This window comes from Spirosoma sp. KCTC 42546, from assembly GCF_006965485.1.
Classification (GTDB): domain Bacteria; phylum Bacteroidota; class Bacteroidia; order Cytophagales; family Spirosomataceae; genus Spirosoma.
In genome coordinates this window covers 2,778,017-2,804,164 of record NZ_CP041360.1, presented here as the reverse complement: position 1 = coordinate 2,804,164, position 26,148 = coordinate 2,778,017, and the positions used below count along the sequence as shown (strand labels likewise).

Here is a 26,148-nt window from a genome sequence, read left to right as displayed (position 1 = left end):
AAATTATTACCTTTGTTACTATCAATCCGGTTGGCAGGTAGGGTTTTCATTCAGCAACGAGAAAGCTCATAACTACAGCAGATCATCGCCACGGCGAACCGCCATTTTCCAAACGTTTTAATAACCATCACATCTGGCCCCACCAGACGGTTATGTTTGGATCAGGCAACCACTCCAGTTCATATTTTTGATTTATTTTCAATACGTAATTACTTGAATCTGTTGAGGTTAGTTTGGTTTATTAATCAATAGCCCCACTTTAGGCCAACATGGGTCTCTTAACACGCCTACCAAAACAGCGGTTTCTTAGTTTCAAAAATCCCCAACTTTCATCCTTACCGCCCCGGCGGTCCTATTTAGGTTTATCGCTAACCTGACCTCTATGTATAACAAGGAAGATTTAAGTACGAAGTCTATTTCAGAACTTCAACCCATTGCTGCCGAATTCGGCATTCGCGACACAACCAAGTATAGCGAAGAAAATAAAAGTAAACTTGTCCTAAAAATATTGGGAGAACAGGCTAAACGGCCTGACGATACAAACACAGCTCAGGCTGATGAAGCTCCTAAGCGCAGTCGGCGTGTAAAGGCGGTTGCCGCAGCTCCTGAGGCTACTCCCGTACAGGAAACTCAGCCGGTTCTGGCTGAACCTACGCCTAGCCCGGCAAGCCCCCAGCCCCGTCAGCGTGCCAAACGGGAACGCACTGATGTTGAGCCAAAACAAAGTGAACCAGCCGCAGTAACCGATGCAACTCCGGCTCCAACGCCTGACAATACGAGTACGGTAACGCCCGAAAGTATCCCTGTAGAAACACCAGCAGCCGTTGCCGTTGAGACATCGATCCCAACAGATACGCCCCAGACCGTTCCTCAACCCCGCGAAAACCGGGAAGGTGGCCAGCGTAATGGTCAATTTAATCAGCCCGTTCGCAATCGTGTTGACAACCGACGTGATGGCGAAGAAGGAACTTCTTCTTCCGAACGCCCTTTCCGGCAAGGTGCTCCCCGGAATGATAGAGACCGAAATGGCCGACCCGATCAGAATCAGCAACGAAATCTGCGGACGGACAATCAACGAGATAGTCGGCAACGGCTGGATAATACTCGAGATCGCAATGATGGTGGCCAGGGAACCAACGGCTCACGAGATTTGCGGGATACTAACCAACGCCGTGATCAACGTCCACGCACCCAACGTGTTGTAACGGATGAAACGGGATTGAATTACGGGGGACAGGCTGACGAAGAGTTTTTGACACCAACCGTGGTTTCGGACGATAATACAGCCAATATGCAGACGCCGGCCGAAGCAACTGCCCCAGTCACATCTGCTGCGGTTGAAACAACGGAGGCACCTGCCGAAACTCAGGCAGATCAGCCAGCACAATCCGAAACGAATCAGGCTCCTCAACCACAACTAAGCCAGCCTGCCCGTGAAGCTCAGGAATACCAGAATCGTATCCGGCGGCAGTATAACCAGCACATTCGTGAATTCGATGGTATTATTGACAATGAGGGTGTTCTGGAAATTATGCAGGACGGTGGCTACGGCTTTTTACGGTCTGCAGACTATAACTACCTGGCCAGTCCCGATGACATTTATGTATCACCCTCGCAGATCAAACTGTTTGGCCTGAAAACCGGGGATACTGTTCGTGGCGCCATCCGTCCACCAAAAGAAGGAGAGAAATACTTTGCTCTTTTGCGCGTATCGACCGTAAATGGGAAGACAACGGAAGAGATCCGCGACCGGATTCCTTTCGAATACCTGACCCCCCTTTTCCCAGAAGAGCAACTACATCTCAGTAACCGTCCCGATAACTATTCGTCGCGGGTTCTGGACTTGTTCGCGCCTATCGGTAAAGGACAGCGCGGTATGATTGTCGCTCAACCTAAAACAGGTAAAACTGTTCTGCTGAAAGAGATCGCCAACGCCATTACGCGTAACCACCCAGAGGTGTATCTAATCGTACTTCTGATCGACGAACGCCCGGAAGAAGTAACAGATATGGCCCGTAGCGTGAATGCTGAAGTCATTTCATCTACCTTCGATGAGCAGGCCGACCGCCATGTAAAAGTGTCGAGCATGGTACTTGAAAAGGCGAAACGGATGGTTGAATGTGGCCACGATGTTGTTATCCTGCTCGATTCGATCACTCGTCTGGCACGGGCTTATAACACCGTTGTCCCTTCATCCGGCAAAATCCTGTCAGGTGGTGTTGATGCCAACGCGCTCCACCGACCTAAGCGATTCTTCGGTGCTGCCCGGAATGTAGAGAATGGCGGTTCGCTGACCATTATCGCTACAGCCCTGATCGATACAGGCTCAAAAATGGATGAGGTGATCTTTGAAGAATTCAAAGGAACCGGCAACATGGAACTTCAACTGGACCGTAAATTAGCCAACAAGCGCGTTTACCCAGCTATTGACGTTATGGCCTCAGGTACTCGTCGGGAAGATCTGCTACTAGACAAAGAGACGCTGCAGCGTGTCTGGATTCTACGGAAGCACATGGCCGATATGAATGCGATGGAAGGCATGGACTTCCTGCTTGGTCATATGAAAGGCACCCGGAACAACGAAGAGTTTTTGACGTCGATGAACCGGTAAACATATTTTGATTAAACACAGAGCCACAAAGAGCACAGAGTTTTTAGTCTCTATGCTCTTTGTGGCTCTGTGTTTAATTCTATTTTCAATTCATTGAAAACATCTCTGGTAAATCTTAACTTGCATAAAAGTCAGAAAAATTATGAGAGATCTGATTCAATATGCCATTCCTGGTTTTGTGATCCTCCTGGTGGCTGAAATTCTTGTAACGGTCAGGCAACAGAAAGATTTTTATGTAACCAAAGACACCGCCAGTAGTTTGTCGATGGGAATTGGTAACGTCATCATTAGCGCTATTATTGGAAAAGCGCTGGTATTTGGTGCTCTTTCACTAGTTTATCAGGTTCGACTGTTGACGATTGACATGACCCAATGGTGGGCCTGGGTTATTCTGTTCTTTGCGGAGGATTTCAGCTACTACTGGTTTCATCGGACCAGTCACAGCAGCCGGTATTTCTGGGCTTCGCACGTGATTCATCACTCATCAATGAAATACAATCTGGGCACAGCGCTACGCCAAACCTGGACAGGCAACCTCTCAGGCGCCTTTATTTTCTGGCTTTGGTTACCACTGATTGGGTTTTCACCAATAGCCATTATGACTATGATGTCCATTAGTTTACTTTATCAATTCTGGATTCATACCGAACTTATCAACAAGTTTCCAAAACCAATTGAGTTTATTTTCAACACCCCCTCGCATCATCGGGTACACCATGGCTCCGATCTGGATTATCTGGACAAAAATCACGCGGGTGTTTTAATTATCTGGGACCGTATGTTCGGCACGTTTGAACTTGAGCAGAAGCGACCTACTTATGGCCTCACCACCAATATTGATTCCCATAATCCAGTCCGAATTGCCTTTCATGAATGGGTATCTATTGGGCAGGATATTCGACGGGCAGGCTCAATCCGCGCGGCATTGGGCTATATTTTCGGGCCTCCTGGCTGGAGCCACGATGGATCACGGCAAACAACGAAGCAACTTCGGGCAACACAAAAAAGGCTGGCCAATCAGGAACACAAACAAGGCTCTGAAGTTACCCCTGTTTGATTTCTGATTAGCAAGCCCTGTACTCTCAGCGATGTGAGTTAAAAGAACCGTGTATTGGTCGTGAAGTTCAGCAACTGCTGTGACTGAAAAACGTTGTTTAGCAAGTTGATGTTATTCAACTGCGCCTGTTGATAGGTCCGAATTTTGTCTAAATAATCGAGCAAACCAATTGAACGGGCGTTGTAAGCCTTGGTTGCTTCTATTGAAATGTTCTGTATACGGTCCAGATAACCGTTGGGACGGGCGCTTAATTCACTATAGTATGTATTGAGTTTGTCATAGGCATTCAGCACATCGCTTTGTACCACAGTCTGCTGATTTTCCAGTCCGCTCGTAACACTTTTCAGCGTTGTTTCTGCCGATCGGATAGCTCCCTGATTTCGATTTCGAACAGGCAAGTCCATGGCTAGTTGAAACCCGGTGAAATTATCGTAAGCGCTGCTATATTTCTCAAAATATAAGCCCGTTGTTAGGTCTGGTGTGCGCCGGGCCTGCTCTAGTGTCAGGCTGCGTTGGGCATTATTTATCTGTTCCTGCGACAATGCCAGATCGGGCCGATTAGCCTGTGCCGAGTCAAGGGCAACGGCTAGTGCAGGCGGATTCGTTGCAACAGTAGGCAAGTCGGTGGGCATTATAAATGTTCTGGCTGGCTGACGTAATAATATTCGTAAGGTGGCTTGCTCGTCGGCAATTTGGGTGCGATAATTTGCGCTGTTGGCCTGGAGATCCCGCAGAGCTACTTCAAGGCGAGTTACTTCATAAGGGGCCACTCCACCCGATTGCACCGCAATTCGATAGGATTCGAGCAGGCGTTGTTGCCGGGCAAGCTCATCCTCAAATAACTTTAGCCCCTGCAAATCATAATACAGATTGGCGTAGGTTGAATAAAGCTGGTAGTGCAGCGTCCGTAGTACTTCACGAAACGCTAATCGGGCCAGTGACCGATTACTTTCGGCGAGTGCCACTAACTTATTACGTTTACCAGCGAGCAGAATAACCTGTTGAATTTGTACTGCATAATAGCCGCTATTATATTGGCCCGCGTCTTTATCGGCTTGAGAGGGAGGAGCATATTGCAAAAAACGATGCGTTTGCGGGTTATATAAATTACCCTGAAACCACAGATTAGGGTTTGGTCGTAAACCCGCCTGCGTAATAGCTGCGTCGGCAATGTCAATCTGGTAACGCTGAGCCAGCAACTGAAAGTTACGATCCAGAAATTGCTGTTCAAGCTGAGGTAAACTTTGCCGAATGGTATCGGTTACAGAAACGGTAGGCTGCGCAAATACAGATACGGTTCCCAGCCAGAAAAGAAGGAAGCCGATCATGCAGCTAGTAACTAATCGAAAACGGAACATACGTTAAAAACAGAATAGCCTAAACTGGCTGATGTGCCCGCAAGTAGTTCCGCAATGGTTAAGGGGTTGTTAAAGGATTATTAATTCTTTCTTAAAAATCGATTGTTTGCACGGGCCGAATAGGGAATTCTAACCGTGAAGGCAATTTTCCGGTTAGTAGGCATTATGGTTGCTGCTTTTCTCGTTGCCTGTTCACTTTTGGTAGCCCAGCCCGACTCAACGGCTCCGATCGATTCAGTTCGGGCAAAACATCCGGCTTTGAAACCAGCGTTTAATCTCGATTTTCGGGATTCTTTTCTCGAAAGTCAGCATGTCAATGTATTGGGAGTAAATGCGGGGTTTACCTATGGTCGTAAACGCCATCAAGTAACGCTGGGTTATTATTGGATTAATTACGCTACCTACCTGCGACTTATCGACTGGCGACGAAATGCCGCCCAGCGCATTAATCTCGCCTACTATACACGTACCGATATGTGGTTTACGAGCCTTATGTATTGGTGGAATCTGACTAATAATAAACGATGGCTGGTCAGTCTACCTGTTGAACTCGGCGGTGGGGTTGCTTATGCGTTACCGCTTAATCTGAGCCAGAATGTTCAGGTTGATCGGTCACGACGGGATTTTTTCGTACCGCTCCAGATTGGTGCCTACGGACAATGGCGGGCAACGCGTTGGGTTGGCTTGAGCGCCCAGATCGGCTACCGGATTTCCGTCTTCCAAACGGCTATTGACCAGAATTTCAATGGGAGTTATTATAGCATTGGTGTATCAATTTACCCGGCATTAGCGACAGATATCTGGCGGTGGGTACGAAAAAAAGACCGAATTTCGCCTTTGCACCCACCCCAGCCCCGCAAACCATGAGTAGCCATAGAAAGCCTGGTTCACCCCGAATAACGCTGCATCAAGTTATCATGCTCGTGTTATCGGTCTATGTTGTTCTGGCCTTGCTTATTCGTGAACTGGTACCAATGCATGAGCAAACCCGGCAATTGCTCGACCAGATCGACACGGGTATCTGCCTGTATTTTCTCTACGATTTTTTCCTCCGGCTCTATCAGGCACCTAACAAATGGAAATTTCTTCAATGGGGCTGGATTGACTTACTAGCCAGCATTCCCGCTCTCGACTGGTTTCGGCTGGGGCAGTTGGTACGCGTATTCCGAATCCTGCGGATGGTTCGTTCGTTTCGATCTATCCGTGACTTCCTGAATTACCTTTTCCGCAACCGGGCCAATGGTACGTTGGCGGTTGTGCTACTGAGTTCAGTCCTGCTCATGATTTTTGGGGCGGTAGCCATTCTTTACGCCGAACGCGTACCCGAAGCCAACATAAAAACACCTTCCGATGCTCTCTGGTGGGCATTCGTCACCATCACTACAGTTGGCTATGGCGACAAATTCCCCGTCACAACATTCGGGCGACTTATTGCGGCTGTATTGATGGTTGCCGGCGTTGGGCTGTTTGGAACGTTTACTGGCTATGTAGCCAACTTTTTTGTGGAAGATGAGCAGGAACAAACCGACAACGACATGAAAATCCTGATCAGCGAAGTTCGGCAGTTAAAGCATAAAATAGAAGAGCTGGAGAAACGGTCTGGCGTATGATGAATGACATAAAAGTAGTTAGCTGTAAGTCATAAACCTTACATCATACATCAGTTCACCTTCTCTTCACCAAACTAGCTGGTAAATCATACAGCAGCCAGGTTTTGTTTTCGATGGCCGGTGATTTCTGGCGGATCAGATTTATGAAATCTGTAATGCCCAGGGGTTCGTTACCGTTGGCATGAATGAGGACTAAACTGCCCTGTTTGGGCTGCTGATTTTTGGCTAACCAAGCATCGCTGCCGATGGGCAATAACCCAAAAGCCAGTACCCGACCAAAGACGGCTTTATCGGAGACGAGGCCCGGGAAGCGGAAGAAGATAGACGGCGTCAGGCCATTTTTGAGCATAGCCTGCTCGTTTAGCAACACTTCATCATTTAGATTAGTGGCTCCTTCGAGCAGGAAATTCATCGGCAGCGGCAACCGGGGATTATACCGATGATGGTACGAATGGTTGACCCACGTAATGTCCAGATCACCTCGACTAACCAGGTTTTTCAGGTAAGCTAAATCCGACCGATGGCTCTCCATCCAGAGCCCCGTAATGGTAATGGTAACTGGAATCGGCTTCTCTTCGGGCTCAAACGCACGAATCAGTTGCTCAAATACCAAACGCGTCAACGGCTTGGTGGATGGACAAAGATCAATGGTCAGGCTGAAGCCACGCTCGGTTGTATCGGCACGCTCGATGCCGGCATCCTGCAAATTGTAGTCCCGCGTCTGCTCTAGCTGAAGTATTCGCGCATAGGGCGTTTGGCTAAGTTGATCCACCACACTCACCCAGGGTAAGGCTCGAACACTGGCTGGCGGAAGATTGACAACAGCCGTTTTGAGGGTATGCGGATTGAGCGTCAGATAGCGAGTTTGACCGCTCTGCTGCCACTGCCGCAGGATGACCTGATGCGGTTGCGGGTTGGTCAGCCCAAAAAATACGCGATAGTCTGTTAACTGTCCGAGCGCATTGAGGCTGCTCAACACGAACAAACTTAACACACAAAAAAAACGATTCATCTCCCGTCTAGAACCCAGTAGCCGTGTACGATGTGGAGACAATCCGATTCCAGTCGGGGTGGCGTTTGAGGTAGGCCGAAACGAATGGGCAAAGCGGCACAATGGTCAGGTTGTGTTGCTCAACATACTCTAACACCCCTTCTACTAACGTCGAGCCAATACCGTGTCCTTCTAAACTTGGATCAACTTCCGTATGGACCAGTGCAAGCGTTTCATCATTTACCCGTTGGTATTCCACAAAGGAAATCTTACCCTCTGTTTCCAGTTCAAAGCGGTGCCGGTGGGTGTTGTTATGAATGGTGCTCATGTTCATTGGGGTTTATGTTCTCTCTCTACGCAAAAAAAGGGCTAGTTGTTCAAATGAAGGATCGTAATTTGCGATTGACTTTCGTACAAATGCTACCATGAACCGTCTTGACCGCCTGACTGCCATCCTGATTCATCTGCAAACCAAACGGGTTGTTCGCGCCCAGGAGTTAGCTAAACGCTTCGATATCAGCCTTCGAACGGTGTACCGTGATATTCGGTCGCTGGAAGAAGCCGGTGTTCCCATTGGGGCCGAAGCCGGTGTCGGTTATTTCCTGACCGACTACCACTTACCGCCCGTCATGTTTACCAGTGCCGAAGCCAGCGCACTCCTGTTGGGTGGCAAGTTAATTGAAAAATGGGCTGACGAGTCGATTCGTACCGAATTTGAGTCGGCACTTTTTAAAATAAAATCGGTATTGAAACGCACGGATCAGGAGCGATTAGATGATTTGGAAGCGCATATTCACGTGGCAACACCCAGAAGCCGCCAGCCGTATTCGGATGGATTATTGACGCACATTCAGCACGCCATCGCCCAGAATCAGGTTCTTTTACTCCAGTATCATTCGCAATACAACGATACGGAAACAGAACGCGAAGTCGAGCCGGTTGGTCTGCATCACTACCGCATGGGCTGGCACCTGATTGCGTTTTGCCGTACTCGTCAGGATTACCGCGATTTTCGGGTGGATCGTATTCGTCAGCTTACTAATACAGGGCAGCGATTCGCTCGTCCCGAACGCCTGTCTTTACAGGAGTATATTGATCGGATGGGGGCAGACTGGCCGGTAGATAACGCGACAGTTTTATTCCCGAAGTCGGTTGCCCGGTTCATGCAGGAACAGAAATACGCCTATGGTTTTGTCAGCGAAGACGACCTCGGTGACTACTTTCGGGTAAATTTCCAAACGCCTTATATAGAAGGGCTGGCCCGTTGGCTGCTCATGTACGGCAACTCGATAACCATTGAGCATCCTGAATCACTACGAACAATGATGCAACAACTGGCTGATGAGCTACAAACGCATTATTCAGCTCACCCTGTCATTGGCTAGAATCTTACTGACATACTGTTGTCAGTATAGGCCCTGATCTTCGCTATCATTATCTGTCAACGACCATGCGCAACGACCTAATCGTATCTCAATCCATCGACATTACTGCCACTGCATCCAGAGTTTGGGAAGTACTGACTACGCCTGACCTGATCAAGGAATACCTGTTTGGCACCGAAACTGTCACCGACTGGAAAGTTGGCAGTGAGATCATCTTTCAGGGCGAATACGAAGAGCAAACCTACCGGGACAAAGGCATTATCCTCGAAAACGTACCTAATAGGCTCCTTAGTTACAGCTATTGGAGCGGCTTTTCCGGCGCAGAAGATAAGCCCGAAAACTATTCGACAATCACTTACACCCTAAGACCCGAAGGAGACGATCAAACCGAATTTACCTGGACACAACAGGGCTACACCACCGAGGAAGGCTATAACCACTCGGTAAACGGCATGGGCGCGTTTCTGAAGCAGATCAAGGAACTAGCGGAGCGGTAAAACTATTGTCATTAGTAGTCAGAAATGGTCATTGATTGTCAAGTATCGCTATCAAACAATCCTTGACAATCAATGACCATTTCTGACTACTAATGACTATTTATTTAAACGCTGGAATACCCGTAATTTCCGCCCCCAGAATCAACAGCTGAATGTCGTGCGTACCCTCATAGGTACTCACTGATTCGAGATTCATCAGGTGACGCATAATCGGGTACTCGCCCGAAATGCCCATGGCGCCTAGAATCTGGCGTGCTTCGCGAGCGGCCCGCAATGCGATTTCAACATTATTGCGCTTAGCCAGCGAAATCTGTGCTACTGTCGCCCGGTCTTCGTTTTTGAGCGTACCCAATCGCCAGCAGAGCAGTTGCGCCTGCGTAATATCGGTCAACATCTCAGCGAGCTTCTTCTGCACTAATTGAAAGCTGGCAATTGGTTTATTGAACTGAATTCGTTCGAGGGCGTATCGTCGGGCAACTTCGTAGCATTCCATAGCGGCTCCCAAAGCACCCCAGCAAATACCATAACGGGCCTGTTCCAGACATTTCAGGGCGCTCTTTAGACCGTAAGCCTCGGGCAGTATATTTTCCTTAGGCACTTGTACATCCCGAAAAACCAGTTCGCCCGTACTGCTCGCCCGTAGCGACCATTTGTTATTGATTTCGGCGGTTGTAAACCCTTCCATGCCCCGTTCCAGAATCAGACCCCGGACTTTTCCGTGATCATTTCTGGCCCACACAATCGCGATATCGGCAATGTTGGCGTTGGTGATCCAAAGCTTTGATCCATTGAGCAAATAGTAGTCACTACGCTCGATAAAGCTGGTTTCCATACCACCCGGATCAGATCCATGGTTCGGTTCTGTCAAGCCGAAGCAGCCTAACAATTCACCTTTCGCCAGTTTAGGCAGGTATTTTCTCTTTTGTTGCTCTGAGCCGAAAGTGAAAATCGGGTACATCACCAGCGAATTTTGCACCGATACGCATGAGCGCATACCCGAATCGCCCCGTTCAATTTCCTGCGTCATCAGTCCGTACGAAATCTGGTCCAGTCCTCCCCCACCGTATTCAACGGGAATGGTAGCACCAAAGGCACCAATCTGTCCAAATTTCTTGACGATATGCTCAGGGAATTCAGCCCGTTGGGCGCACTCTTCGACAATGGGTGTAATCTCACGTTTCACGAACGTACGAACGGCCGACCGAACTAATTTGTGTTCGGCCGTGAGCAGATCATCAATGCAGTAGAAATCCGGCGACTCAAAGGAGTCAACCTTATTTCGGGGCGGAGTTAGGGAGGGGGCTTGCATAGGAGTTTAACAGTAAAAGGGCTCGCTTGTTGTAGGAATGGCTATTTTTGTCAATTTAACGAGGATAGCTTAGAGGCACCAAAAGTAGTTTTCTTGCCCAATGACGGCATAAATTAGCACGTATGAAAGTCCATATTTTCGGCGCTTCGGGTTCGGGGGTAACTACGTTAGGAAATGCCCTGGCTGATCAAACCAACTTGCCCTATTTTGACACGGATTATTTTTTCTGGGAACCATCCGATCCGCCGTTTACGGTTAAGCGAAATCCTACTGAACGCAACAATCAGTTGCGTAGCGAACTACAAAAACATAGTAGCTGGATCGTTGGTGGCTCGTTAGTAAGCTGGGGCGATGAGTGGGTCTCCGCTTTCGATGTAGCCGTTTTTCTCTGGATACCACCCGATATTCGAATCGATCGGTTGCGAAAAAGAGAGTTTGCCCGGTACGGAAACGTGATTTATGAGAACGAACATCGACATAAATTATACGAAGAATTCATTGACTGGGCATCAGGTTACGACGATCCTTCATCAAGCAGACGATCATTGGTCGTACATGAAAACTGGATGCAAAAATTGACCTGCCCAATTCTCGAATTGCGTGGAGATTATTCAGTTCAGGAGCGATTGGAAGCCGTGATAAAGCGACTGGCAGCATACGAATCATAGTTAAAAAGACTGGCCTCTACGCTTTAGCGTCTATGTCTACTCTGCTCATTGATAGTCGCAAAACCCGCACCTACGATGCCATTGTCATCGGCTCGGGTATGAGTGGCGGCTGGGCCGCTAAGGAACTTACTCAAGGTGGACTTCGCACGCTGTTGCTGGAACGGGGTCGGGAGGTCAAGCACGTAACCGATTATCCGACCGCCAACCTGAACCCCTGGGAGTTAGAACACCGCGGGCAGGTACCACTCCACATTCGACAGGAATACTCGATTGCCAGCCGAAACTATGCCTTCCATGAAGATACGATGCACTTTTTCGCCAAAGACAGCGATCAGCCCTATGTGCAGGAGAAGCCGTACGATTGGATTCATGGCTATCAGGTGGGTGGTCGGTCACTGACCTGGGGCCGACAAACGCAGCGGTGGAGCGATTTCGATTTTAGCGGTCCGGCCCGCGACGGTTTTGCCGTTGATTGGCCCATTCGCTACGCTGACATTGCGCCCTGGTATAGCCATGTTGAAAAATTTGTGGGTATTACGGGCAATAAAGACGGTCTGGCTACCCTACCCGATGGCGAGTTTCTGCGACCCCATGAAATGTCGTGCGTGGAGACCTATTTTAAGAAGCAGGTCGCGTCTCATTATACTGACCGGCATGTTATTATCGGCCGGGCAGCTCACCTCACAGATCCTCAACCGATTCATTATCAACAAGGTCGCGCAAGGTGCCAGCACCGAACCCTTTGTGAACGCGGTTGTCCATACGGAGGCTACTACAGTAGCAATGCCTCCACCATTCCATGGGCGCTTCGTACGGGAAAACTCACGCTCCAACCCGACTCAGTCGTCCATTCTATCATCTACGACGAGAAAACTAATAAGGCAACGAGCGTTCGGGTCATTGATGCCAAAACTCACCAGATGACCGAGTACTATGCCCGCATTATTTTCGTGAATGCATCGGCGCTGCACACCAACTTGATTCTGTTGAACTCGACCTCTAACCGGTTTCCAAACGGATTAGGGAATGACAGTGGGTTGCTCGGCACACACATGGCATTTCATAGTTATCGGGGACGGGTTACGGCAACCTACGATGGTAACCTTGACTCTACCACCGACGGTCGCCGACCGAATAGCAGTTATATTCCCCGTTTCCGGAATGTTCATAAGCAGGAAACCGATTTTCTGCGCGGCTATGCTGCTACGTTCTATTCGTCAAGAGCGGAGCTTCAAAATCAGGAAGGCATTGGCGCATCCTTGAAACAGAACTTGCTCAACCCTACCCTGGGCGATTGGCAGGTGGGTTCGGCAATGATGGCCGAAACCATTCCCAAAGCCAGCAGTACCGTACGACTTGATTCGGTGTTGAAAGATAATTGGGGCATCCCGCAGTTGCGGGTGTCGGTAAGTTACGATGAGAACGACGAGAAAATTCTGAAGGATTTCTTCGGGCAGTTTACCGAGATGTACACGAAGGCAGGCTTCAAAAACATTCGCACGCAGGATACGGGACGATTACCCGGCAGCGAAAACCACGAGATGGGGGGCGTTCGGATGGGTCATGATCCAAAAACATCCTTACTGAATCGCTGGAATCAATTGCACCACTGCAAAAACGTTTTCGTAACCGACGGTGCCTGCATGACCTCAACCAGCACCCAGAACCCATCTTTGACCTACATGGCCCTCACCGCCAGAGCCGCTAACTACGCGGTGAAACAGATGAAATCATTGGCGTTGTAGAGCTTTGCGTATGTTTTATGTTTGCCCACAGTTTATTGATGTGAATCAAATAACCGCCTAAATAAAACTTGCCTTTTTGGGCTTTCAAAACCCCCAACCCACTGAAGTTCAGGGGATGGGGGTTTGAAGACTAGCAAAACAGCGGTTAATTTCTTCAAGTCAATTAGCTGTGGGCTGATAGATGGACTTTTCATCGGTTAATTACGTCAACCCAATAAACCGTGGGCTGAAAATTAACTACTGCTTACTCGAAGCAGAACTTGCAGCCGACGCCCCCTGACGTAACAACCAGGTTGCCAAGTCTTTAGCGGCCTGGAAATTTTGGTAGATCGCCGGAATTTTACGCCCGTCTACATACTCATTATATAACCAGGGATCGCCTACAGCGAAAACGGTTCCTTTCCCTACTTTGGCAACGCCCATAATTACATCACCTGCGTCGGTTACAGCAGCTTTAGCAGGAGCCTTGACATCAAGGGGCGATAATTCTTTAATATAAACCGTTCTGGTTTTCGGGAAGATTGCGTTACCAGCCGGTATACTAATTTTGCCCTGCTCAAAATGATCACCCTGTACCATGTTCCGATTTTTAGGAAGGAACTGCATCCCAAATCGGGCTGCCAGTTGGTTAAAGTGCTTGTGCTCACAGTTTGAGGTATCGTTGGCCATCAGCACGAGTGTACCACCGGCTTGCACCCAATTGGCGATGGCATTGATATCGGCCTCGCTCACGTAGTTAGGCTTTGGCGTTTCTTTAGGTGTATCGGGGTCAACGATGATGTACACATCGGCACCTTTCAACGAAGTCGACGTGGGCGCACCTTCTATCGTCGTCGTTTTAGCTCCCAGATTGTTAAAAATAGTCTTCCACCAGAAAAACCCTGAATGCTGACGGTCATCCCAGGTATAGTGAAATGGCTCCTGCTCAACCGATCCATCAGTATGGGTATAGCCCTTCCGGGATTCATGGTTAAAGTAGTTATCGACGGCAACTGTTTTCCCTTTACCAAGGCCGTTTTCGGCAGCTATCTCCATTTCAACGCTGGCCATAATAAACGGACCTACGCCTTTCAAATCATCCTGACGGATGGGTTCGCTCAGGTAATACTCGTAACTACCATCGCGGTAAGGCGTGCCACCCAGTCCGCCAACAACAACGGTTTTTTCTAGGTGAATCAAGCCTTTCGCATCGGTTGAAATGAAGGTTTTTAGCATACCATCATAACCTTTGTGGGCGGTAGCCATCATCGAAGCAGGCAGATACCCCATCCGAACACCCTTTGCCAATGCATACACAAACATGGCTGAACCCGACGCTTCAAGGTAGTTCCCTTTGTCGCCCATGCGGTCGGTTACCTGATACCAGCAGCCCGATTTGGGGTCCTGGTACTTCACCAGAGCGGGCATAAACCGTTGCAGAATAGCCACCAACTCGCCCCGACGTGGATTCGACTGCGGAATATAATCCAGCACATCGACCAGCGCCATAGCGTACCAACCCATAGCACGACTCCAGAAATTAGGCGAGTTGCCCGTTTTGGGATTAGCCCATTTCTGCTCCCGACTTTCGTCCCAACCGTGATAGATAAGGCCCGTTTTCTCGTCGCGGGCGTGTTTTTCCATCCATACAAACTCATTGATAACCTCGTCATAATGTTTCGTATCTCCGTATAACGAGTTGTATTCGACAGCGAATGGCTCCGCCATGTACAGGCCATCGAGCCACATTTGGTAGGGGTACCGTTTTTTATGCCAGAAGCCCCCCTCTTTGGTGCGGGGCTGTTGCATCAGTTGCTTGTGCAGCAGATCGGCGGCTTTCCGATATTTTTCCTTACCCGGTAAAGACTGCTGAGCAAGCAATAACAGCGACCGGCCGGGCGTAATGAAATCTAGGTTATAGTCCTCCAGTCGGTAGGTACGAATGTCGCCATCGGCAGTTACGTACCGGTCCATTTGTTTCTGGATGTAGTTGAAATAGCGATCGTCGGCGGTGCGGTACCATACCTGCTTAACCCCCTCTAACAGAACGCCCGTTTCATATTCCCAATGAGCAACGCCTTTGGTACCATCTTCTCGTTTATACGAAATGGAGTCGGGGTTACTGGCCATGATAGAGGCAACCATGCGCTGAGACCAGGGCGTCTGCGCCAGCAAACATTGGCTGAATAACAGCAAAACGCCTAAGAAGCTTCCTTTTGTTGTCATGTTGTCTTTTTTAATACTATTAATAGTGGGTTAAGTATGTAGCCTACGTTACGTAGCGTTTTAGTGGGTTACCGTTCAAAGCGATCGTCTAAACAGTCGGCCTCTTATCGTAATAAAGGAAATAGATAGCCAGACTAAACCTATACTCTTTTCCTGGCCAATAAATTTTCAACTAATCGAAAAGAACCCAAATCAGCCTACCCCTGTTACCAATGGAGCAATTTTAAGTACTTTCGCCTATTGTTCTGCCCGATAGCCATGACGGCTGGTAGAACAGTCCATTTTACCATGATTCATCAACTTTCGCTTGCTTTACCACCCGAGTTAGCCCTGAATGAACAGGCTTTTCGGAATCAGGTATTGGCACAGCTTGATTTACCTGATACAGAAGACGTTGTCGTTCGGAAACGTCGACAGTCCATCGATGCCCGCAACCGACAGGTACGAGTGCAGGTGGAAGCTGATGTATTTGCCGGTGAAGCTCCTCCCCAACTCATTCAATACAAAAAACCACAAACTGACGTAAGCCGTGCCCCACAAGCGATTGTGGTAGGTGCCGGACCAGCCGGATTATTTGCCGCCCTTCGATTAATTGAACTAGGCATTAAGCCCATTGTGCTCGAACGGGGCAGCGATGTACGCACCCGCCGACGCGATCTGGCAGCCATCAACAAAGACCATATTGTTAATCCTGAATCGAACTATTGCTTTGGAGAAGGTGGAGCAGGTACCTATTCCGACGGCAAGCTCTATACCCGATCCACCAAACGGGGCGATGTTAGGCGTATTCTGGAAATCTTCGTTGCACACGGAGCAACTGAGCAGATTCTGGTCGATGCGCACCCACACATTGGCACGAATAAACTCCCGAATGTTGTCGCCGATCTCCGCGAAAGCATCCTGCAAGCCGGGGGCGAAGTTCGGTTCGACACCAAGGTGACCGACCTAATTCTGACTGATCATGAATTAAAAGGTGTTGTTCTCGCGAATGGAGAAACCGTAACGGGCATTGGGGTTATTCTGGCAACGGGGCACTCGGCTCGCGATATTTTTTATCTGTTACACGACCGAAACGTTCGTATCGAAGCGAAGCCGTTTGCTATGGGCGTTCGCATTGAGCATCAGCAGTCGTTGATCGATCAGTTTCAATACCATCGGCCCGATCGGGGTGATTACTTACCGGCGGCTTCCTATAGTCTTGTTACCCAAACCCGGTTTAAAGGGGTAGAACGGGGCGTATTTTCGTTTTGTATGTGTCCGGGTGGCTTTATCGTTCCGGCGGCAACCGCGCCTGGTGAGCTGGTTGTCAATGGCATGTCGCCGTCCCGTCGCGATTCGCAGTACGCTAATTCGGGGCTGGTCGTAGCTATCGCTGATGAGGATTTACGGCCTTATGCTGATGAAGGTCCCTTAGCGGGTTTAGCTTTACAACAGGATTTGGAACGCTGGGCCTGTACGATGGGGAATCTAACGGCAGCAGAACATTCTCAGACGGCACCCGCGCAACGCATTGTCGACTTTGTGGATGGCCGCGTCTCGAATGAGTTACTGCCTACCTCCTACCAGCCGGGTCTGGCATCGGTCGATATGGTGGATGTGCTGCCCGATCATATTGCTCAACCGTTGCGACAGGGCCTGCGCGATTTTGGCAAAAAGATGCGCGGTTACCTCAGCAACGATGGCCAAATCATTGGTGTCGAAAGTCGAACGTCATCGCCCGTTCGTATTCCGCGTGATCGGGAAACCTGCGAGCATGTGGAGGTGAAGCGGTTATTTCCATGTGGCGAGGGTGCCGGTTACGCAGGCGGTATTGTATCGGCCGCCATGGATGGTGAACGATGTGCAGAGGAATTAGTTAAGATGTATAAATAGGTTTACAGTTTACAGTATTTGGCTCACGGTGAAGCAGTGGCAGCAAGTCTTACGCCAGCCCACCGTAAACCGAATACAATGTACCTCAAACCTCAAACCAATAATGATCGACACGTCGTTTAATAGCTTTACCGAAGATCTGAGAAAGCGGCTGCAAAAGCCGCTTCCAGGCGAACCTGCCCACCAGAAAATGGCATCAGCAGCTCGGTATCGGCAGGGTGTTAAGCCCAATGAGCGAACACGTCGGTCGGCGGTGTTGATTTGTTTTTATCCGTACCAGAACTCGATTTATTTACCCCTCATTCTTCGCCCTCAATACGATGGTGTTCATGCTGGCCAGATGGCGTTTCCGGGTGGACGCATGGAACGGATTGACGAAAACCTGACGCGCACAGCCCTGCGGGAAGCTCAGGAGGAAGTGGGGATCAGGGTATCGGATGTGAAAGTACTGGGGCTGCTGACGGAGTTATTTATTCCCCCAAGTAATTTTTATGTACAGCCCGTCGTCGGCATTCTCCCCTACCGTCCAGACTTTTACCCCGACCCACGCGAAGTCGAAGCCGTTGTAGAGGTAGACCTGGAAACACTTGTCGACGAAACTATCGTTGGTGATAGCCAGATTGAAGTCCGAGGGATGCTAATAGACGCCCCCTTTTATCAGATTCAAGGCTACCGGGTTTGGGGAGCCACAGCCATGATGATCAGCGAGTTGTTGGTAATACTGGACGCTTAATTAGTCTTTATGGCATTGGCGCTAGCCCCTCCCACTTTACATTCCAGCTACCGTCTTTAGGAAAACCGGGATTTGGATCGCCCTTGTAGCCATCCCAACCAGCACACATCATGGAAACTGCCATTAATAACCCTCCGTTTCCAGGCAGGTAAATCCGGAGGTTATTACGTTGATAATTATGCCCATTAGGCAGATATGTGTTTTTTGTTACCTTCATCAGCAGCACATCAACGGCATCTTTAGGTTTCCCTAAGCGCGCAGCTGTCATGGTAACCAGCGGGTAATCCCATCCCCAGGTTTCCTCCCAATGCCAGACTTTCATGATCTTATCGAAGGTACGCTGCATGGTTGGCAGGTCGAGCTGGGAGGATGCGGGCAGAAAGCCATACGTTCCCAATACAGCCGGATGGTCGGTCATGTACGGCTGGAATGTGTACGAATCGGGAGCACTTTCGGCAGCCAGGTATAGGCCGTCCTGCACAGGCAAGGGCGAGAGTTTTGCCAGTACATCGTCCCACTGTTGATTTCGGGGCAATCCCAGCCGCTGTCGCCACTGTTGCGCTATGGTCAGCCCCCAACGCCAATAGGCAAGCTCGTAGGTTGGGTTCATGGTCGTTTCCGCTTTGAATCGTTCCTGCGCTGGAATCAAGCCTGGCCCCAAAATGTAGGTCTTTTTTACGGGATCGAAGTAGGCGTAAGACGCCATGAAATCGGCCGTTTCGAAAACAAGATCTTTGTAGTTGTCCAGAACTGCCCGGTTATGATGGTGGCGATAACACAACTCCGCAAAATACAGAAAATGCGGTTGTTGCCAGATCAAAAACGGCGCAATGGTCGACGGACTTTCGTTGCCATCCTGATCAACCATTTTAGGCCATCGAACCCCTTTAAACCCTTGCCGGGTGGCAATAGCCTGTGCTTTTGCCCGGATCGATTTATACCAGCCAAGACTTTTCTCCAGCAAATCGATCCGGTTCCACTGCGCAAAATGGGCCGCATGCCACCAGTGCATTTCGAGGTGGGGCTTTCCATACCAGCTGTTATAGGTAAGCCCCGTTTCCTGCGGTGGTGCGGAGCCAGCACATTGCAGTTTGGTCAGGTATTGCGATAACACAATCCGCCGTTCCAACTCAGCCGCACGCTTATCGGTACTACCCGACAAGTCGACTGCGCCACCCGATAACCAGAACTGCTCCCAGCTTTGGCGGCTATTGGCTAAGGTAGCCTCAAAGGTTGCCGGTGCCTGCTTGATCGTTCGGTTCGAAAACCGGCAGCTCATCGAAAATGAATCGCCCTTCCCCATTGGTTTTACAACAAAATGGTGCTTTTCGGGCTGCATCAGTGAGGCCCTTTCGCTCCAGCCAAGGCTAACCGAGTAGCGTGTGGTATCGAGCGTTCGTTCGATGAGCGCACCACGCCCGGTTGTGTATTCAAGACGTGAGCTATGGCGCTGGGGTTTGGTCCAGTCACTCGCATTCTCCCAATCACCAGAACCATACGGAAAGCGAAGTGTAATGGTGATTCGTCCGGTTTTAACCAAAGGAGAGCGTACTTGCACAGCTAGTTGGTCCTGGCTCTGATGGCCCACCGTAATTACATCTACCGGCTGGCCATCCAACTCAAAATGGCTGCGAATCTCGCCCGTCCACAAGTCCAGTTCCTGCCGGATGTTCCGCAAATCCTGAGGTTTCACCATCGAACCATCGGCTTTCGTCAATCCAAAACCGATTTGACCCAAATGTAGTCGATGCGGGTTTTCCCGAAACCAATCGGATGCAGCTTTTTTTCGCTCAGGTGCTGCATACGAATACGTATAGGACACACCGCGCCCATGCGCCTGATACTCTTTGTAAACCTCGTCAAGACGATACTGTTGCGTATTTGGAAAGCTGTGCCAACCCCATTGCGACTGGGTGCCAAGCGAAACACCCTGCTGATAAACATCAGGAAACGTTTGTAAGCCCGTTGGGTCGACCGTAACGGCAAATTCACCATTCCCGACCGATAAAGACTGCATTGAATCGAATCGGGTAACGATAACGTTATGCCGACTAACCAGCGCTTTTCGGTCAATGCGCGCTGGAGGATTAGTGTTGTGAAGGATTGGTCGAGTGGTAAGGCTCGTCGCCACGATAACAACACTCAGTAAAAAGAACCGATTAATCATACAACAAACGTGATTACCCTGGCAAAGAACCCAATAAACTACTACTTCCCAAATCATTACTTACTTACCTGATTTTAGACTTCAGTTTCGTTGCTCAACAAATGCCAGAAGCAGATTTTGTAGGGCAATACTTTTTTTCTAGCCAGGAAGTACTAAGTAAACTAAGTACTTCCTGAATGGTGCTATTAGAAATACAGGTTAATTTCTTACACCAACAACCCCTTATCTTGTTCATTACTAGCAATCAATGGTTGTTTAGTGCAAGCAAATCGGCTGAGTAACTCGTACATGAATAAGGATTTTTACGGGCAAATCAGCGTTATATAAGCTTCTATATATTCTACAAAAAACCACTCACTTTCAGATAGCTACGGTTGATAAAGTCGTCAACGTTAATAGCTTTGCAGTTTAAGAACCTTCGCGGACATTTAACCGTTAAAAATTAAGTTTTCTCTTGCAAATTATTACCCTGTGAAAAGATGGATTGCTCTCATTCTCGTTGCGGCTGTACTCGGCGGGATCATTTACTACAATAAAGTATTACATCCTGCTCCCGGAGCCGCTGGCGGTGGACCCGGAGGTGGCGGTAAAGGTGGAGCTGATGCCAAAGGAGGCCCTGGCGGTAAAGGTGGCCCCGGTGGTAGTGGGAGTCCCGCCAACATCAATGGCTTTGTGGTCATATCGAAACGTCTTCAGGAAGATATTGTATCCAGTGGCTCGTTGCTGGCTTCGGAACAGGTTGACATCTATCCTGAAATTTCGGCCCGGATTACACAATTGAATATCCATGAAGGTCAGCCGGTAACAAAAGGTGCGTTATTAGTTAAGCTCTTCGACGCCGACTTGCGGGCGCAGTTGTTAAAACTTCAGGCGCAGGCCGACAATGCCCAGCGTACTGAGGAACGTAACAAACAATTACTGGCTCGGGGTGGTATAAGCCAACAGGAATATGACATTGTGACGACCAATTTACGGTCGTCGTTGGCTGACATCGAACTGGTAAAAGCCAACCTACAACGAACCGAAATCCGGGCTCCGTTCTCGGGTGTTATTGGTTTACGTAATGTGAGTTCAGGAGCGGTTGTATCGCCAAGTACACTCATCGCGCGACTACAACAGATATCGTCGCTTAAACTCGACTTTTCAATTCCTGAAAAATATGGGCAGGCTGTACACAATGGCAGCCAGATTTCGTTTTTAGTGGATGGAAGCAAAGAGCCGAGCCAGGGAGTCGTCTACGCCATTGAGCCGGGGGTGGAAGAACAAACCCGTAACCTTCGCATTCGGGCGCGTGTTAATAATACGTCGGCCCGTTTTCGGCCGGGTACGTTTGCTCGTGTCACGCTTACGATTCAGAATAACCAAAGTCTAGTGGTTCCGACCCAGGCCGTTATTCCGCAAACCCGCACGAATCAGGTGGTGCTTGTGAAAAATGGCAAAGCAGTGTTTAAAGATGTTACAACGGGGCTCCGTACGGCTGGCACAATCCAGATTTTGTCGGGCTTACAGGTAGGCGATACCGTTGCAACTACAGGTCTGTTGTTTCTGAAACCCGATTCGCCCGTTAAGGTGAGTAAGGTTATCACACTATCGAATAGTGCCCGAATGTAGCAAGTAACTGATATTGTTTGAGGTTTGACATGTACGGTTTGACGTTCTTTCTGTAGTAGCCAACCATATACCTCAAACCGTAAACTGAAAAGCAAACTCAACAAACATGAGTCTTCCCGAACTTAGTCTGAACCGACCTGTTTTTGCGATGGTGATGTCCATCGTTATTGTGTTGTTCGGCGTTATCGGCTTCACATTCCTGGGTGTTCGCGAATACCCGGCTATTGACCCGCCGGTGATCTCCGTACGCACGAACTATACAGGGGCTAACCCCGAAATCGTCGAATCGCAGATTACCGAGCCTATCGAAAAATCGCTGAACAGCATCGAAGGCATTCGGACGATTTCCTCGAACAGCGCCCTGGGTGCCAGTACGATCACCGTTGAATTTAACCTGGATGCCAACCTGGAACAGGCGGCTAACGACGTACGCGATAAAGTTGCCCAGGCTCAACGGCAATTACCGCAAGATATTGATGCACCACCTGTGGTAACAAAGGCGGATGCTAACTCCGATCCAATCATTTTCATGACAGTTCAGAGTACTACGCGCAATCCGACACAATTGTCGGACTATGCCGAGAATGTACTTCAGGAACGGTTACAAACCATTCCCGGCGTTAGTCAGGCCAATATTTATGGTCTCAAACGTCAGGCTATGCGTTTATGGATTGATCCCATCAAATTATCTGCCTACCGGCTAACGTCACAGGATATTCAGGCTGCACTAACGGCGCAAAATGTAGAACTACCCGGCGGAAAAGTATATGGCAACAATACAGAACTGACCGTAAAAGCGGTAGGCAGGCTGACTACGGAAGACGATTTCAACAATCTGATTCTGCGTCAGACGAGCAATCAGATTGTTCGGTTTAAAGATGTTGGTTATGCAACGCTTGGGGCCGAAAACGAAGAAACAATTTCGAAACAAAATGGCGCGGTCGGTGTAATTCTGGCGTTGATTCCGCAGCCGGGTGCCAACTATGTCAGCATTGCTGATGAATTCAACAAACGCTTCGAACAGCTAAAGAAAGATCTCCCCAGCGACATTATTGTCAGCATTGGTACCGACCGGAGTATTTTCATTCGGCGAGCCATTGAGGAAGTAGGTGAAACCCTGCTTATCTCGTTCGTACTGGTCGTATTGGTCATTTACTTCTTCTTCCGCGACTGGCTCATTGCGTTCCGCCCCCTGATAGACATTCCGGTATCGCTTATCGGTGCGTTTTTCATCATGTACCTGGCCGACTTCAGTATCAACGTACTGACGCTGCTTGGAATCGTTCTGGCTACGGGGCTCGTGGTGGATGATGGTATTGTGGTAACGGAGAATATCTTCAAGAAGATCGAGCAGGGAATGGATACCGAGGAGGCCGCACGAGAAGGCTCCAACGAGATTTTCTTCGCGGTAATTTCTACCTCTATTACCCTGGCTATCGTGTTCCTGCCGATCATCTTCCTGCAAGGTTTCGTGGGTCGATTGTTCCGAGAATTTGGGATTGTTGTTGCTGGAGCCGTACTGATTTCAGCCTTTGTATCACTCACACTAACGCCGGTACTGAGCGTAAAACTAACCAGTAAAGATCACGGCCAGTCCTGGTTCTACCGAAAAACCGAACCGTTTTTTAACTGGCTCGATGATTCATACCGGGAGTCGCTTACGGGTTTCATGCGGAAGCGCGGTTGGGCATTCGTCATGATTGTTGCCTGTTTAGCACTGATTTTCGGATTAGGGTCAATGCTTAAATCTGAGCTGGCTCCGCTGGAAGACCGGGGCCGTACGCGTATTTCGATCACCTCGCCCGAAGGCACCAGTTTTGAAGCGCAGTCTGCCATGACCGACCGGGTTATGCAGTTTGTGCTCGACTCCATACCTGAAACCCGTTTGGCATTTAGTGTGGTAGCACCTGGTTTTTCGGGAGCGGGGGCGGTTAACTCCTCCTTCGTGATGGTAAACATGGTTGACCCTTCCGAACGCAAACGGTCGCAGCAGGACATTGTTGACTTACTGACCAAAAACCTTAGAAGGTTCAATGAAGCCCGTATGTTTCCCAATCAGGATCAAACGATTCAGGTAGGCCGAGGGGGTGGACAGCCCGTTCAATTCGTGATTCAGAATCTGAATTTTGAGAAACTACGGGAGAAGCTACCCGTATTTCTGGAGGAGGTTCAGAAAGATCCTACATTCGTGAATCCTGATACGGACTTGAAATTCAACAAGCCCGAGCTGAACATTAGTATCGACCGCGAGAAAGCGACCAATCTTGGCATCTCAGTACAAGACGTAGCCCAGACGCTCCAGCTAGCCTTGAGTAATCGTCGCCTGGCCTACTTCTTGATGAATGGGAAACAGTATCAGGTAATCGGGCAGGTAGACCGGGCCGATCGTGACTCCCCTGTTGATTTAGCTTCGTTCTATGTCCGTTCGAATCAAGGTCAGTTAATTCAGCTAGACAATCTGGTGAAATTCCAGGAGGTGAGTAGTCCACCGCAGGTGTATCACTTTAACCGATTCAAATCAGCTACGGTGTCGGCCAATTTGGCTCCAGGCAAAACGGTTGGCGACGGCGTTGAGGCTATGCGGGCTATTGCCGCTCGAACCCTCGACCAAAGCTTCCAGACAGCACTTTCCGGCCCTTCACGCGATTTTGCTGAAAGCTCGTCTAACACGCTGTTCGCTTTTGGTCTGGCCCTGATTCTGGTTTATCTGGTATTGGCCGCCCAGTTCGATTCGTTTATCGATCCGCTTATTATTATGATTACCGTACCGCTAGCCCTCGCCGGAGCCGTATTCTCTCTGTGGATGTTTAACCAGACGTTGAATATTTTCAGTCAGATTGGTATCATCATGCTAGTGGGCTTAGTTACAAAAAATGGCATTCTGATTGTAGAGTTCGCCAACGAACAGCGATTGGAGGGTAAGAATAAATTTGAAGCGGCAGCCCAATCGGCAGCCATGCGGCTTCGTCCAATTCTAATGACTACGCTCGTAGCTGCCTTTGGGGCTTTACCACTAGCCATGGCTTTAGGGTCGGCATCGAAAAGTCGGGTTCCGCTGGGTATTGTGATTGTGGGCGGATTAATATTCTCCCTCATTTTGACACTCTATGTTGTACCCGTTATTTATACTTATCTGAGCCGCAGGAAGGATGTAACACCGGACGAGCCACAAACAGACAATACGATGAAGCCTAAGCAGGTGGGCGTACCCGCTTAGGAATGAGGTTATCAAGAACAAACAAAAAGAGCTACTATGACGTCATAGTGGCTCTTTTTGTTTGTCATCTAATAGATACATAAAGACTCTCTGATTAATCTGGGCATCACTTAGTGATCTTTGACACCTTTTCACTTACAAATTTTATGGACCTAATTAAATAATTATAGTAAAATACCAATATTTATTATAATTATGCAGAATATTCGCCTAATTAATCAGGCACCTTGTCTTTGCACATACAGCATTGAGGGCATGACAACGTCTAAATTATCTCTCTACGTTATCTTAATTAAATTATACGACCAATCAATTCGATATTATTTCTACTTTAAATGGCTACTCCTAGTACTACTTCTCTTCGCTGGATTGAAGCTATTGTAATCCTTACCATGGTTTTAGCGGGAGTCAGTTTATATAAGTTCACTAAGGAATACTATCAAAAAAAATCTAGCTCTACGCCAAAGGCAGAGGACTATATTGATAAGAAAAAACGCTTCATACAACAAATACAGATTGAACGGGTAGAAAGTAAAATCAACCAATACAAGCAAATACGCCAGAAAAAAGAGACGCAGCAATTTGAGACAGAAATAAATTTAGTTGCCTTGGAAGCAAAAGAGCCATGGCTATCTCGTGGCCAGCCAATCCAACCCACTCCACTTACTACTATAATAAAAGATCAATATGTAGCAGCAAAAAAGCAAGTCCAATTTCAAGCAATAGAAATAAGCCATATAGATAGCCAATTAGCCAACCTACAGGAACAGCTATTCAGTTTGACCACAGCGAAAGCGGATTCAGCAAAAGCGGCTGTGCAACAGTTGAAAAGAGCGCATGAAGAAGCTGCTAATAGGCTGCAAAAGAATATTATTCAAACGACTGCTTTAAATATTGGTGTGTTGTTATTGGTTCTATATCTATTTCTACGCTGGAAAGATGGGGAAAATAGTTTTCAATGGCGCTTGGGTGTGGTCTTTTATGGAACAGTTGCTTTACTAGCAATTCTATTTGCGTACGAAGCCTTTGGCTTAGCAGTTATTGGCTTTATTAGCATTATGGTTCTGTTTATTGGTTTATTACTTATACCACGCGATTCCTCAACTTGACTA

At 48.6% G+C, this 26,148-nt stretch carries 19 protein-coding genes; 13 read left to right on the top strand and 6 right to left on the bottom strand.

The features are described from left to right. Window positions 1-382 precede the first annotated feature (382 nt). Window positions 383-2,611 carry a transcription termination factor Rho gene (gene rho / locus EXU85_RS11205; protein ID WP_142772166.1) on the top strand — a complete coding sequence of 743 codons (2,229 nt, stop codon included), beginning with the start codon at window positions 383-385 and terminating at the stop codon, window positions 2,609-2,611. Window positions 2,612-2,753: 142 nt separating this feature from the next. Next, on the top strand, window positions 2,754-3,668 hold the full coding sequence (locus EXU85_RS11200) for a sterol desaturase family protein (protein WP_142772165.1): 915 nt from the start codon (window positions 2,754-2,756) through the stop codon (window positions 3,666-3,668). Window positions 3,669-3,706: 38 nt separating this feature from the next. Here the strand turns inward: EXU85_RS11200 and EXU85_RS11195 are convergent, their stop codons facing one another. Next, on the bottom strand, window positions 3,707-5,026 hold the full coding sequence (locus EXU85_RS11195) for a TolC family protein (RefSeq protein WP_142772164.1): 1,320 nt from the start codon (window positions 5,024-5,026) through the stop codon (window positions 3,707-3,709). Window positions 5,027-5,161: 135 nt separating this feature from the next. Here EXU85_RS11195 and EXU85_RS11190 point away from each other — a divergent pair, with 135 nt between their 5' ends. Both EXU85_RS11190 and EXU85_RS11185 read left to right on the top strand, forming a co-directional pair. After that, a complete protein-coding gene (locus EXU85_RS11190) occupies window positions 5,162-5,893 on the top strand; it encodes a hypothetical protein (RefSeq protein WP_246859518.1) in 732 nt (243 codons plus the stop codon). Beyond that, window positions 5,890-6,636: an ion transporter gene (locus tag EXU85_RS11185; protein ID WP_142772163.1), complete on the top strand. Its 747-nt coding sequence runs from the start codon at window positions 5,890-5,892 to the stop codon at window positions 6,634-6,636. The genes EXU85_RS11190 and EXU85_RS11185 overlap by 4 nt, the downstream gene beginning before the upstream one ends. Before the next feature lie 55 nt (window positions 6,637-6,691). Here EXU85_RS11185 and EXU85_RS11180 read toward each other — a convergent pair whose 3' ends face one another. Beyond that, window positions 6,692-7,648 (bottom strand): polysaccharide deacetylase, encoded by a 957-nt coding sequence (locus tag EXU85_RS11180; RefSeq protein ID WP_142772162.1) that lies wholly within the window; start codon window positions 7,646-7,648, stop codon window positions 6,692-6,694. Between the two features lie 7 nt (window positions 7,649-7,655). Continuing rightward, window positions 7,656-7,955, bottom strand: coding sequence for a GNAT family N-acetyltransferase (locus EXU85_RS11175; RefSeq protein ID WP_371731998.1), 300 nt, complete (start codon window positions 7,953-7,955; stop codon window positions 7,656-7,658). A gap of 97 nt (window positions 7,956-8,052) precedes the next feature. Here EXU85_RS11175 and EXU85_RS11170 point away from each other — a divergent pair, with 97 nt between their 5' ends. Both EXU85_RS11170 and EXU85_RS11165 read left to right on the top strand, forming a co-directional pair. Then, window positions 8,053-9,012: a YafY family protein gene (locus EXU85_RS11170; protein WP_142772160.1), complete on the top strand. Its 960-nt coding sequence runs from the start codon at window positions 8,053-8,055 to the stop codon at window positions 9,010-9,012. A 65-nt stretch (window positions 9,013-9,077) separates the two neighbouring features. Next, a complete protein-coding gene (locus tag EXU85_RS11165) occupies window positions 9,078-9,509 on the top strand; it encodes an SRPBCC domain-containing protein (protein WP_142772159.1) in 432 nt (143 codons plus the stop codon). 100 nt (window positions 9,510-9,609) lie between these two features. On the opposite strand, the gene EXU85_RS11160 is transcribed toward EXU85_RS11165, so the two are convergent. Next, the gene (locus tag EXU85_RS11160) at window positions 9,610-10,818 is read right to left on the bottom strand and encodes an acyl-CoA dehydrogenase family protein (RefSeq protein ID WP_142772158.1); all 1,209 of its coding nucleotides are present in this window, start codon (window positions 10,816-10,818) and stop codon (window positions 9,610-9,612) included. Between the two features lie 122 nt (window positions 10,819-10,940). Between EXU85_RS11160 and EXU85_RS11155 the strand changes: the two genes are divergently transcribed. Further along, the gene (locus EXU85_RS11155) at window positions 10,941-11,486 is read left to right on the top strand and encodes an adenylate kinase (protein WP_142772157.1); all 546 of its coding nucleotides are present in this window, start codon (window positions 10,941-10,943) and stop codon (window positions 11,484-11,486) included. Between the two features lie 32 nt (window positions 11,487-11,518). Beyond that, a complete protein-coding gene (locus tag EXU85_RS11150) occupies window positions 11,519-13,231 on the top strand; it encodes a GMC oxidoreductase (protein ID WP_142772156.1) in 1,713 nt (570 codons plus the stop codon). Between the two features lie 237 nt (window positions 13,232-13,468). On the opposite strand, the gene EXU85_RS11145 is transcribed toward EXU85_RS11150, so the two are convergent. Beyond that, complete coding sequence (locus tag EXU85_RS11145) at window positions 13,469-15,436, bottom strand: DUF4350 domain-containing protein (RefSeq protein ID WP_142772155.1); 1,968 nt, start codon at window positions 15,434-15,436, stop codon at window positions 13,469-13,471. Between the two features lie 288 nt (window positions 15,437-15,724). Between EXU85_RS11145 and EXU85_RS11140 the strand changes: the two genes are divergently transcribed. Continuing rightward, a complete protein-coding gene (locus tag EXU85_RS11140; protein WP_142772154.1) occupies window positions 15,725-17,308 on the top strand; it encodes an NAD(P)/FAD-dependent oxidoreductase in 1,584 nt (527 codons plus the stop codon). Between the two features lie 103 nt (window positions 17,309-17,411). Beyond that, window positions 17,412-18,041 carry a CoA pyrophosphatase gene (locus EXU85_RS11135; RefSeq protein ID WP_142772153.1) on the top strand — a complete coding sequence of 210 codons (630 nt, stop codon included), beginning with the start codon at window positions 17,412-17,414 and terminating at the stop codon, window positions 18,039-18,041. 7 nt (window positions 18,042-18,048) lie between these two features. Here the strand turns inward: EXU85_RS11135 and EXU85_RS11130 are convergent, their stop codons facing one another. Beyond that, window positions 18,049-20,208 (bottom strand): hypothetical protein, encoded by a 2,160-nt coding sequence (locus tag EXU85_RS11130; protein ID WP_142772152.1) that lies wholly within the window; start codon window positions 20,206-20,208, stop codon window positions 18,049-18,051. Between the two features lie 471 nt (window positions 20,209-20,679). Between EXU85_RS11130 and EXU85_RS11125 the strand changes: the two genes are divergently transcribed. From EXU85_RS11125 to EXU85_RS11115, 3 genes are all read left to right on the top strand, one after another. Then, complete coding sequence (locus tag EXU85_RS11125) at window positions 20,680-21,819, top strand: efflux RND transporter periplasmic adaptor subunit (protein WP_142772151.1); 1,140 nt, start codon at window positions 20,680-20,682, stop codon at window positions 21,817-21,819. A 106-nt stretch (window positions 21,820-21,925) separates the two neighbouring features. Further along, complete coding sequence (locus EXU85_RS11120) at window positions 21,926-25,036, top strand: efflux RND transporter permease subunit (protein ID WP_142772150.1); 3,111 nt, start codon at window positions 21,926-21,928, stop codon at window positions 25,034-25,036. A 335-nt stretch (window positions 25,037-25,371) separates the two neighbouring features. Further along, window positions 25,372-26,145, top strand: a complete 774-nt coding sequence (locus EXU85_RS11115) for a hypothetical protein (protein ID WP_142772149.1) — start codon at window positions 25,372-25,374, stop codon at window positions 26,143-26,145. Window positions 26,146-26,148: the final 3 nt, after the last annotated feature.